The sequence below is a fragment of the Roseburia sp. AM23-20 genome (assembly GCF_003470905.1).
GTDB lineage: Bacteria > Bacillota > Clostridia > Lachnospirales > Lachnospiraceae > Roseburia > Roseburia rectibacter.
In genome coordinates, this window is sequence record NZ_QRHS01000008.1 from 39207 (window position 1) to 51498 (window position 12292).

At 44.5% G+C, this 12292-nt stretch carries 8 protein-coding genes and 2 pseudogenes; 9 read left to right on the forward strand and 1 reads right to left on the reverse strand.

Annotation, left to right across the window (positions count from 1 at the left end):
• The first annotated feature begins 34 nt into the window (after positions 1 to 34).
• The 4 genes and pseudogenes from DW650_RS08220 to DW650_RS08235 all read left to right on the forward strand — a co-directional run bounded on the left by DW650_RS08220 (position 35) and on the right by DW650_RS08235 (position 3951).
• Entirely contained in the window at positions 35 to 883 is an 849-nt protein-coding gene (locus DW650_RS08220; RefSeq protein WP_118209601.1) for a tyrosine-type recombinase/integrase, read from the forward strand.
• Positions 876 to 2029, forward strand: a pseudogene (locus DW650_RS20615) (IS91 family transposase). Before DW650_RS08220 ends, DW650_RS20615 begins: the two are co-directional and overlap by 8 nt.
• A gap of 269 nt (positions 2030 to 2298) precedes the next feature.
• Positions 2299 to 2886, forward strand: a pseudogene (locus tag DW650_RS08230) (MFS transporter); the annotation flags it as partial.
• Between the two features lie 264 nt (positions 2887 to 3150).
• On the forward strand, positions 3151 to 3951 hold the full coding sequence (locus tag DW650_RS08235) for a helix-turn-helix domain-containing protein (RefSeq protein ID WP_118209602.1): 801 nt from the start codon (positions 3151 to 3153) through the stop codon (positions 3949 to 3951).
• A gap of 215 nt (positions 3952 to 4166) precedes the next feature.
• Here the strand turns inward: DW650_RS08235 and DW650_RS20620 are convergent, their stop codons facing one another.
• On the reverse strand, positions 4167 to 4463 hold the full coding sequence (locus DW650_RS20620) for a helix-turn-helix domain-containing protein (RefSeq protein WP_334294423.1): 297 nt from the start codon (positions 4461 to 4463) through the stop codon (positions 4167 to 4169).
• Between the two features lie 153 nt (positions 4464 to 4616).
• Between DW650_RS20620 and hisS the strand changes: the two genes are divergently transcribed.
• From hisS to DW650_RS08265, 5 genes are all read left to right on the forward strand, one after another.
• On the forward strand, positions 4617 to 5867 hold the full coding sequence (gene hisS / locus DW650_RS08245; RefSeq protein ID WP_118209604.1) for a histidine--tRNA ligase: 1251 nt from the start codon (positions 4617 to 4619) through the stop codon (positions 5865 to 5867).
• Positions 5868 to 6000: 133 nt separating this feature from the next.
• On the forward strand, positions 6001 to 7794 hold the full coding sequence (gene aspS, locus DW650_RS08250; RefSeq protein ID WP_117919821.1) for an aspartate--tRNA ligase: 1794 nt from the start codon (positions 6001 to 6003) through the stop codon (positions 7792 to 7794).
• 74 nt (positions 7795 to 7868) lie between these two features.
• The gene (locus DW650_RS08255; protein WP_243102899.1) at positions 7869 to 10181 is read left to right on the forward strand and encodes a family 78 glycoside hydrolase catalytic domain; all 2313 of its coding nucleotides are present in this window, start codon (positions 7869 to 7871) and stop codon (positions 10179 to 10181) included.
• Positions 10153 to 11340, forward strand: coding sequence for a glycoside hydrolase family 88 protein (locus DW650_RS08260; protein ID WP_117919817.1), 1188 nt, complete (start codon positions 10153 to 10155; stop codon positions 11338 to 11340). The genes DW650_RS08255 and DW650_RS08260 overlap by 29 nt, the downstream gene beginning before the upstream one ends.
• A gap of 10 nt (positions 11341 to 11350) precedes the next feature.
• Positions 11351 to 12274 carry a helix-turn-helix domain-containing protein gene (locus DW650_RS08265; protein WP_118209605.1) on the forward strand — a complete coding sequence of 308 codons (924 nt, stop codon included), beginning with the start codon at positions 11351 to 11353 and terminating at the stop codon, positions 12272 to 12274.
• Positions 12275 to 12292 lie beyond the last annotated feature (18 nt).

Below are 12292 nucleotides of genomic sequence, written 5' to 3' on the forward strand. Positions count from 1 at the left end.
CCCGAAATTACTGACTTTACATGGAGGAATTATTATGTACGAAAAATATTTATTACAGCTTGAGGAAGCCGGAAAAATCCGTAACCTTAAAGAGCGTTCCATTAACTGCTACAAAAACTATGTTTCTTATTTCCTTAATTACATGGAAAAGCACACGGAAGAGTTTACCTGTCAGGATGTCAGGGACTTTCTTCTTGCCAAGAAGGACGATGGTCTGAAAGCGACCACCCTCAACCTTTATAATTCAGCCATCCGTTTTTTCTATCGGAATGTACTTCACGTTCTGTGGGATGATATCACTGTTCCACGCATGATAATAGAGCACAAACTCCCAACCGTACTTTCTACTGATGAAATTGACCGGCTTCTTGATGCTACGGATGACCTGAAATATAAAGCCATGTTCGCCACAATGTATTCTTCCGGAATGCGTGTCTCGGAAGTGATTCATCTTCATTATGATGATATTTCCCGCACAAACATGCAGATTCATGTCCGGGATACCAAGAACCGGATGGACCGTTATACCATTCTGTCTGAAAGAAACCTTGCACTTCTTACGGAATACTGGTTCCGGAAAGGCAGACCAAAGGGCATTCTGTTTCCGAATCAGTTTACAGGGCAGTATCTTACCGTAAGTACACTGGAACAGGTTATCCGACGTTCTGCATCGGCTGCCGGGTTATCCGGTGTTACTCCTCACTGCCTCCGTCACAGCTTTGCCACCCACCTTATGGAGCAGGGAGTGGAACAGCGGAATATTCAGGTATTGCTTGGACACCGCGATCCGAAATTCACAGAAGTTTATCTTCATGTCAGCAACAAATCCCTTATGGGCATCCGCAGTCCTTTTGACAGAAAGGATGGTACAGCCAATGGATAAGCCCACAGTACAGGATATTTTTCATCGTTTTTATCCGGCATACCTTGATCAATATTCACCTTCCCCTGTACAGGCAAAGGTTGCACATAACATCATGAACTGCAAGACCGGTGCCTATGGTGCAAATGTATGTGTATGTGAGGATTGTGGCTTCGTACAGATTCATTACAATTCCTGCCGTAACCGTTGCTGCCCCATGTGTCAGGCTGTTCCGAAAGAAATGTGGATGGATGCACGCAGAGAGGATATCCTTGATGCTCCTTATTTCCATCTGGTTTTTACGGTTCCTGATATTTTAAACCCTGTCATTTACAGCAACCAGAGACTTCTTTATGATGCCTTATACCATGCAGCTTCTTCCACAATCAGCGAACTGACTGCGCCGACCCAAAACATCTCGGCGCAAAGGTGGGATACATCTGCATTTTACATACATGGGGTTCTGAAATGAACTTTCATCCCCACATTCATGCCATCCTGCTGGGTGGAGGACTGGCTTCCAACAACCAGTGGAAGGACAATGGTGAAAATTTCTTTCTTCCCATCTGGGTCATCTCCAAAGTGTTCCGCGGAAAATATCTGGAGGAACTAAAGAGGCTGTGGGAAGAGGATAAGCTGGTATTTCATGGTACTGCAGAAAAATTTCGTAACCATTATACGTTCAAGGAGCTTTTAGATTCCTGTTATGGTATGGACTGGATTCCTCATTGTAAAAAGACATTCAATGGTGCTCAAACAGTAATGAAATACCTTGGTAAGTATACTCATCGCATTGCCGTCAGCAATCATCGCACCGTCCGTATGGATGATGATACAGTTACATTCTTAGTAAAGGATTACCGTAATGAGGGACAGTGGAAGGAACTGACCATTTCGGGTGTAGAGTTTGTCCGGCGGTTTCTCATGCATGTACCACCAAGGCGTTTTGTCCGCATCAGGCACTACGGACTGCTATGTTCCCGTACTAAAAGCCAGAAGCTCACCCTTTGCAGAAATTTACTTGGATGTAAGAAGTATCTTTCAAAGCTTCGTGACATGGAAATGCCTGAAATATTGGAACATCTTTATGGCATCAAAGTTTGTGGGTGTAAGGCATGTGGTGGGCATCTCGGAAAGCCACAGATGAGAATGCCACTGCGCTGCTAAAGAGCAACATCTAATACTTTCAAAAGCCTCAGTTTCTGAGGTTTTATCGTCATGCCCATTTGCCTGTTTTTTATAAAATGTTGTAGCTTTCATACCGAGAATCATATATAATCATGGACAGGAACAAAGAATTGAAAGTCCATAGGTTGCGGCTACCCGGACGCTCACTTTGTTCAATTAGGTCAAATCGAAAATGGTGTAAACGAAGGGGCAGTTCTCTGCAATGTCAAAACTGCTTTTTCGTTTACCCCATCATCGATTGTAACCTAAAGAATTTGTTTGGGCAATTTGCATGGGCAGTAAATATTCCACTGATCATTGCCCTGATTTTCACACCGACATTAGTTGGTAAGTGGAAAGGTATGTATAAACTGAACTTAAGAGGTTATGTCTTAGCAGTCATCGGTAGAGCACTTGTTGTTGTTGCCGGATATATGGGCAGTATTCCGCTGATGATGGCATTTACAGCTCTTGCAGCCTTAGGTCAGGGACCATGGCAGGGAGATATGAATGCAGTTATCGCATCTTGCTCTGAATACACTTATCTTACGCAGGGAAAGAGAATTGACGGAACGATGTACTCTTGTACTTCTCTTGGTGTAAAAATCGGTGGAGGTATTGGAACCGCTGTTGTTGGATGGATGCTTGAGTTCAGTGGATATGTCGGAACAAATGCAACTCAGCCACAGTCTGCACTTGATATGATGCAGTTCATGTATCTTTGGCTTCCGTTAATCTTTGATGTATTGATTATGTTTGTACTTTCAAGAATGAATGTAGAAGATGCAAATAAAAAACTGAAAGCAGAAAAAGGAATTGCTGCAGATGAAGTAACAGATGCATCAGACATAAATTAGAATTGACAGGAGAAAGCGTTGTCTGGTCGTTGCTCGATGAGACAGTGCTTTTTTTCTATAAATAGTCCTTTTAGTATTTATACATGGTAAGGATGCTCAAAATATTCAGTGTAGAATACTAAAAGGTCATTCAGATATTTTTTTAGGTTGCTCATTTGCAATTCCTCCTTTCCTTATTTACAAGTTGATTATAAGATAGGTGTAAAAGGATTGCTTGCCAAATCGAAAGAAGATATAGACAAATGTTGCAAAGGGGAGTATTTCATGCAGTTAAAATATGTTGACACAAAAGAGGAGATTATAGCAATAAATAGGAAGTCAAAACATATTGAACCACATCTTCATAATGCACTGGAGATCGTTTGTGTAACAAGTGGATCATTAGAACTTGGTGTCGGACAGGAACTATACCATATGGAAAAAGGAGATATAGGCTTTGTATTTCCAGATGTTATTCATCACTATCAGGTACTGACACCCGGTGTAAATAAAGCGACTTATCTGATTGCATCGCCATTTGCGATAGCCAAATTTGCAGATATCATGCAATCCATGGCTCCTGGATACCCAATCATCAAAGCGGAAAAGGTTGAACCGGAGGTATATAGGGTTATAAATGCAATTTTAGAGACAGAACAGTCGGATATTACTGTTACACAGGCATATCTTCAAATTGTGTTGGCACGCTGCATAGGAAAATTAAATTTGGTAGAAAAGAGCAGTGTGGGGAGCAACGATCTTATTTACCAGACAGTTTCCTATATATCAGCAAATTTCAAGAAGAAGTTTTCGTTGGAAGAGATGGCAAAAGACCTGGGCGTGAGCAAATATGTTTTATCCAGACTCTTTTCCAAGACATTCCATAGAAACTTTAATCAATATCTTAACGATGCAAGGCTGAACTATGCATGCCATCGTTTGGAAAATACGAGTGATTCTATTACAAATATTTGTCTGGATAGTGGATTTGAAAGTCAGAGAACGTTTAACCGAGTATTTAAAGAAAGATATAAAATATCACCAAGTGATTATCGAAGTACTTGTGTGAAAGAGATGTTGTCATAAAAGGTTCTGTTGATCGAAATATTTACTTTGATTTTACAGTGCCATGTATTTGATTTCTTCACAGACTCCTTAAATCCTATAATTTCAAGCGTTTGCAAGTGCATTTGTATAGGATACTTGTTCCTGATATTCCACTTGATGGAGAAACATTAGAATATTGATTGATACAAAACTGCACTCAGGGATATTGTGGGTGCAGTTTTGTATCAAAATTATTAATTACGATACAGTTTCTGATATGCAGTAGGTAATATCTGAAATATATCTCGGAAAGCCGATGTAAATTTACTTTGGCTTTTATATCCCACAGCGGCGGCAATTTCCGAAATAGATTTATCTTCCTGCAACAGCATATTCGATGCCAACTTCATACGGTATTCTTTCATGTAAGAAGCGATGGGCATTCCATAGACTGCTTTGAAAACGGATTTCAAAGTAGTGGTGTTCATCAGGTACTGTTTTGACAACTCTTCAATTTTGGTAACTTTTTTGAAAAAATTTGGATTAGACAACCAGTTAGGGGCTAACCCTGTAACTTAACGAAATGACATTGAAGTAACATAAAAATAAGATTTTTTGTACTGTACACAGGACAGTTCTTGACGTATACAACTGTGAAACGTATAATAGGCAAAGGATATTAGGCATAAGATGGAGGAAATTTTATGGCATTAAGTAAAAAGCCGGTCAACGGCATGAAAGATATTTTACCGGAGGAGATGCAGATCCGGGATTATGTGCAGCAAGTCATCAAAGAGACTTACCGCAGTTTCGGTTTTACACCGATTGAGACACCTTGCATGGAAAATATTGCAAACCTGAGCAATAAGCAGGGTGGAGAAAATGAAAAACTGATTTTTAAGGTAATGAAGCGCGGCGAAAAGTTGAAAGTCGCTGAAGCAAAAGAAGAAGCGGATTTAGTTGATTTTGGTATGCGTTATGATCTGACCGTTCCGTTGGTTCGTTTTTATTCAAATAATGCAAATGATCTTCCGTCTCCGTTTAAGGCAATCCAGATGGGAAATGTCTGGAGAGCTGACCGTCCGCAGCGTGGACGCTACCGTCAGTTTATGCAGTGTGATATCGATATCATTGGAGAGCCGACGAATCTTGCAGAGATCGAGCTGATCTTAGCAACCACAACCACGATCGGTAAACTCGGATTTAAGAATTTTGAGATCCGCATCAATGAGCGCCGTATCTTAAAAGCGATGGCGGCATACAGTGGATTTGCAGAGGAAGATTTTGATACCGTATTTATTATTTTAGATAAAATGGACAAGATCGGACTTGACGGTGTGGCAGAGGAACTTGAAAAAGAGGGTTATGCAAAAGAGTCCATCGAGAAATATCTTGCACTTTTTAAAGGTGTTGAGGAAGCAGATAATGGTATCAAATACCTTGCAAAGACACTGGAGGGATATTTAGATCCTGAGGTTGAGAGCAATCTTTTAGAGATCATTGATACCGTGGAGGGTGCAAAAGCAGCTTCCTTTAAAATGGTATTTGATCCGACTTTGGTGCGTGGCATGAGCTACTATACCGGAACCATTTTTGAGATTTCCATGCCGGAGCTTGGTGCAGCCTGCGGCGGCGGTGGACGTTACGATAAGATGGTTGGCAAATTTACCGGACAGGATGTACCGGCATGTGGATTTTCCATCGGATTTGAGCGTATCATCCTTCTTCTGATGGAGAGCGGATTTACCGTGCCGACCCAGCGCCCGAAAGTTGCGTACCTGATTGAAAAGGGATGCCCGGCAGAGAAACTTGGCGAGATCATCGGAAAAGCACAGGAAGAACGTGCTGCAGGCAAACAGGTGCTTGTTGTCCGTATGAATAAGAATAAAAAATTCCAGAAGGAAAAATTAGATGCCGAGGGATATAAAGAGATCATTGAGTTTTTCAATAAATAAAGTTCATTGACAGAGTGAATGATCTCTTTGAGATCATTGAGTTTTTCAATAAATAAAGTTCATTGACAGAGTGAATGATCTCTTTGAGATCATTGAGTTTTTTAATAAGTAAAAAGGAAAGAGGATTGCAGTAATGGCAGAATCAATGAAAGGCTTACACAGAAGCCATAGATGTACCGAGGTTTCAAATCAGAACATCGGTGAGACTGTAACCGTTATGGGATGGGTACAGAAGAGAAGAAATTTAGGAAGTCTGATCTTTATCGATTTAAGAGACCGTTCCGGTATCTTGCAGCTCGTATTTAACGAGGAGAGCGTTGGTAAAGAGGGATATGAGAAAGCAGAGCGTTTAAGAAGTGAGTTTGTGATCGCTGTAACCGGAAAAGTGGAAAAACGTTCCGCAGCGGTGAACGAGGCGTTAAAGACCGGTGATATCGAAGTGATCGCAACGGATATCCGTATTTTATCTGAGGCAGAGACACCTCCATTCCAGATCGAGGAGAACAGCCAGACAAAAGACGAAGTCCGTTTAAAATACCGTTACTTAGACCTGCGCAGACCGGATATCCAGAAAAACCTGATGCTCCGCAGTAAAGTAGCCTATCTGATGCGTGACTTTATGGCAAAAGAGGGATTTCTTGAGATCGAGACTCCGATGTTATGTAAGTCAACACCGGAAGGTGCAAGAGATTATTTAGTACCAAGCCGTGTTCATCCGGGACATTTTTATGCGCTGCCGCAGTCACCGCAGCTTTACAAACAGCTTTTAATGTGCTCTGGCTATGACCGTTATTTCCAGATCGCAAGATGCTTCCGTGATGAGGATCTGCGTGCAGACCGTCAGCCTGAATTTACACAGGCAGATATGGAGCTTGCATTCGTAGATGTAGAGGATGTACTTGATGTCAATGAGAGACTGCTCAAATATATCTTTAAAGAAGCAATCGGTGTGGATGTGACACTTCCACTGCCAAGAATGCCATGGCAGGAAGCAATGGATCGTTTCGGTTCTGACAAACCGGATACACGTTTCGGCATGGAGCTTTGTGATGTATCCAAAGTCGTAGAGGGATGCGGATTTTCCGTATTTACCGGTGCACTTGAAAATGGCGGTTCTGTCCGTGGTATCAATGCAAAAGGACAGGCTGGCATGCCACGTAAAAAGATTGATAAACTGGTTGAATTTGCAAAAGGTTACGGTGCAAAGGGACTTGCTTACCTTGCAGTGAACGAGGATGGCACCTATAAATCTTCCTTTGCAAAATTCATGACAGAGGATGAGTTAAAAGCACTTGTATCTGCAATGCAGGGAGAGCCGGGAGACTTATTATTATTTGCAGCAGACAAAAATAAGATCGTATGGAACGTGCTTGGAGCGCTTCGTCTTGAACTTGCGAAAGAATTAGATCTGCTTGATCCAAACCAGTACAACTTTTTATGGGTAACAGAGTTCCCGCTGTTAGAGTGGTCTGACGAGGAAAACCGTTTTATGGCAATGCACCATCCGTTTACCATGCCGATGGAAGAGGACTGGGACAAGATCGATTCTGATCCGGGCAGTGTGCGTGCAAAAGCATACGATATCGTATTAAACGGTACAGAGCTTGGCGGTGGTTCCGTGCGTATCCATCAGGATGATATTCAGGAGAAGATGTTTGAAGTGCTTGGATTCACCAAGGAACGTGCACATGAGCAGTTCGGATTCCTGTTAGATGCATTTAAGTATGGTGTTCCGCCACACGCAGGACTGGCTTACGGACTTGACCGTCTGGTCATGCACATGGTACACGCAGATTCTATCCGTGATGTCATTGCATTCCCGAAAGTAAAAGATGCATCCTGTTTGATGACACAGGCACCTGGTATCGTGGATAAAAAACAGTTGGAAGAACTGGGACTTGAAGTTGAAGAAGTGTCAGAAGAATAAGTAAAAATCTGGCAGGGCGTCGCATGGCGCCCTGTTTTTGCTTACTTATTGGAAAATATATTATGGGGGAAAATATGGGAGAGGAAGTTAAGAAAAATGAGTCATGGGATGCCAGATGGCTCACCATACCGGAGTTTGCTGATGCTGTGCCTCTTAATCTGTTTCATAAGGAACAGGTACAGCCGTCTGTTGAAGGCAGGAAAACGGCAGAATTTCAGAATGTCCATGTGTTTGTGCGCGGGTATTTTACTTTAGAGCGTGCACAGAAGATTTTCTGTAAGATCACAGCCGATGACCATTATAAGGCATATCTGGATGGAGCTTTTATGGGGGAAGGACCTGCCGCGGCATATCATACGAAGTATTATTACAATGTTTTGGAACTGGGGACACTTGCTGCCGGGGAGCATGTGCTGGCACTCCATCTGTATTATCAGGGACTTGTGAACCGTGTGTGGAACAGCGGGGATCTGCGTTTTGCCTTTGCGGCGGAGCTGTGGGATGAAAAGGGAAAGGAGATACCGGTTTCTTTTTGCTTTTTGAAAACGGACTGTTATGAGGGAGAGACAGTCGGATACGAGACACAGTTTTTAGAAAATTTTGACAGCCGGAAATACCCGTATGGGTGGAAAAATACCGGGTTTGATGCGGACGGCTGGGAGAAACCCGTTCCGGCGGTGTGGGCAGATTACACGCTGACGAAGCAGCCGACGGAGATGCTCTCTTACATGGAATATCAGTTGGGGACTATAAAGCTGTACGCTGGTAATGAGCATCCACTAGAACCGACAAAGCTGCACTCTGATGCCGTACAGCCATTGGAACCGGCAAAGCTAGAGCACAAGTGTGCAGATCATAACGGTCACATACATCAGATCACACCGTCCGTGATAAGACAAGATCCTGATGGTTCGATGCTTCTGGATGCGGGCGAGGAGATCACAGGCATGATCCTGCTCACTGCGGAGGGGAAAGACGGCGATCAGGTGAAGTTGTTTTATGGGGAGGAACTGGATGAAACGGGCAGTGTGCGCTATGACATGCGGTGCAACTGCTGTTACAGAGAAATCTGGACGCTGGCGGATGGCAGATGTGAGTTTGATCCGTATGATTACAAGGGATTCCGGTATGTTAAGATCGTGCCGGACGGGGGCGTTAAACTGTCAGATATCCGTTTCCTGGTAAGGCATTATCCGATGGGTGAGTCACTGTGTGAGTTAAAGACAGAGGAGAAAACATTGGAAAATATTTTTCGAATCTGTAAAAATACGGTGCGGCTTGGAACACAGGAGAATTATGTGGACTGCCCGACAAGGGAAAAAGGTCAGTACTTAGGGGATGCGATTGTGACGGCGCACGCGCAGATACTTTTGACTGGAAAGACGGATATGCTGTTGAAATGCATCGATCAGTTCGCACAGACAGCGAGAGTCTGTCCGGGACTGCTTGCGGTTGCGCCGGGCGGCCTGATGCAGGAGATCGCAGATTTTTCACTGTTGTATTCGCAGCTCCTTTTGCTGTATTATCGTTTTACCGGGGAGAAAGAGACGGTGGACCGTTATTATGGAATCGCAGATGGGATTTTAAAACATTTTTCGCAGTATGCGAGGGAGGATGGTCTGTTAGAGCAGGTCGCTGACAAATGGAATCTTGTGGACTGGCCGGAAAATCTGCGGGATGGATATGATTTTCCACTGACGAGACCTGTGGTGGCGCCAGGCTGCCATAATGTGATCAATGCACTCTACATCGGGGCGATGGAGACACAGAATACGCTGGCAGAGATCTGTGGAAGGGAAATGCAGTATCAGACGAAAGAAATTAAAAAAGCATACCGGAACGCTTTTTACCGAGAAAAGACAGGAATTTTAGCGGACAGCGAGACGAGCAGCCACGCGGCACTGCATTCGAATGTTTATGCGATGTACTTTCATTTACTTCCCAAAGCGGATGAACAGAAAATACTGACATTTATGGAACAGAAGGGATTTTCCTGCGGCGTGATGCTGAGTTATTTTGTACTGCGTGTGTTTGCAGAACGCGGACAGTACGATACGGTGTATGAGCTGCTGGTTAATGAGGGGGAACACGGATGGGTCAACATGTTGCGCGAGGGTGCAACGACCTGTTTTGAGGCATGGGGGAAAGACCAGAAATGGAATACCAGCCTGTGCCACCCCTGGGCATCTGCACCGGTCCCGATTTTGATCGAGGAGATCGCGGGGGTACATATCGATGCGGCAGAGAAGGATGGATATTACTGGACACCGCACATCCCGGAGAAAATCAGGGAGTTTCGGCTCTGTGTACCGGTGAAAGGGAAAAAAATCATTGTTGAAAAGAAAATGGGGGAAGAATATGCAGTTATCAGAGAAGACAAAGAATAATTTAAAAGGCGTTATGCCGATTACAAAAGAGGAGCGCGAGGATGCGCTGGCATCTGCCTGCATGCAGGTAAAGCGTGTTCTGCCGGAATTTACGACAAAATTTCAGAATGCATACAGTGAAAATGGATTTTACCGTCCAATCGACAACGTGGAGTGGACGACGGGATTCTGGACGGGGGAGATCTGGCTTGCCTATGAATATGGCGGGGGGGACGTTCTGTTAAAGGCGGCAGAGATCCAGATGCAGGATTTCCTGCACCGGATCGAGCAGAAGATCTGTGTGGATCATCATGATATGGGATTTTTGTATACACCATCCTGTGTCGCAGGTTATAAGCTGACCGGTTCCGGGACGGGAAAAAGAGCGGCGCTCCTTGCGGCAGACCAGTTAAAGAGCCGTTTTCAGGAAAAGGGAGAATTTATCCAGGCGTGGGGCGCTATGGGAGAGCCGGAAAATTACAGGCTGATCATAGACTGTCTGCTCAACGTACCGCTGCTTTACTGGGCGTCACAGGAAACGGGAGATGAGAGTTACCGTCAGATCGCTGACCGGCATGTACATACCACACTTGAAAATGTGATCCGCCCGGACTTTTCGACCTGGCATACATTTTTCTTTGATCCGGTAACTGGAAATCCGGATCACGGGGCAACCTGTCAGGGCTACCGGGACGGTTCTGCCTGGGCGAGAGGCCAGGCGTGGGGAATTTACGGAACGGCACTCGCATACCGCTATACAAAAAGAGAGGAATACAAATATATTTTCCGTGGTGTCAGTAAATATTATATAGAGCATCTGCCGAAAGATCTCGTACCGTACTGGGATCTGGAGTTTTCGGATGGTGATGCACAGCCGAGGGATTCTTCCTCCGCCTCCATTGCAGCGTGCGGAATGCTTGAGATGGCAAAATACTTATATGATGAGGAGGCGGCATTTTACCGGGATCTTGCGGAAAAATTTATTGGTTCTGTATACCGGAACTATGCGGTAAAAGATTTTGAAAAATCCAACGGGATCGTACTGCACAGCACATATTCGAACCGTTCGCCGTATAATACCTGCAATCCGTGCGGTGTGGATGAGTGCAATAGCTGGGGCGATTATTTTTACATGGAGGCGCTGACGAGGCTGCAGAAAGACTGGCAGATCTACTGGTAAAGGGGAAGAGATGGAATTTTACAGGATAAATGCGCAGATGCTCCCGAAGGTAAATTTTGTGGATGAGACAGAGATAAGACCGCCTTATGTCCACCGGAAACGCAGGGCGGGAGAACAGATCTTATATTTTATCCGGCACGGGGAGATGCATCTGCTTGAGGACGGAAAGCCTCTGATCTTAAAGCCGGGGGATGTCTGTCTGCTGGATAAGGATCGCACGCATGAGGGAACAAAGGCGACGACCTGCAATTATTATTATGTACATTTCATGCATGGGGAGATGGAACTGGTCGATGCAAAAGAAGAGGAAGTCGCCAGGCAGCAGTTTGAACGCCGGAGAAAGGCGATGGCAAAGGAGCCGTGTGAGCCTTATGGAAGTTATGATGAGAGCAAGATCTGGCTGCCGAAATACTGGCATATCAAAAAAGTCACCGACCAGATCCACATTGATGAGCTGATCAAGCAGGCGATCGCGGAGGATTACAGCACGTTTGAGAATCATAAGATCCTCTGTGCCTGCCGGATACAGGAGGCGTTGATCGAGATCGCGCGCTGTTTTGCGACAGCGGAACGCGAAAGGACTGCAGGCGGGTTCCCGGAAAGCTATTATAAAGTCCAGAAAATACAGGAATGGCTGAATGCGTCTTATGCGGCAGACATTTCGGGGGAGCGGTTAGAGGAGGAGTTTGACGGCAATTTTGATTACATGAACCGCATCTTTAAGCGCGTGACAGGACAGACCATTTTCCAGTATCTGACGGCAGTCCGCATGGAACATGCCAAGCGTCTGATCGCGCAGACGACGATGCATACCGGGATGATCGGCCAGAAGGTCGGCTACCCGGATGAATATTATTTCAGCAAAGTGTTTAAGCGCAATGTCGGGATGTCACCGCGCGCCTACGCAGATTCCCTGTCAAAAAATAAATCATGAAAAGTCGCTAAAAGACAA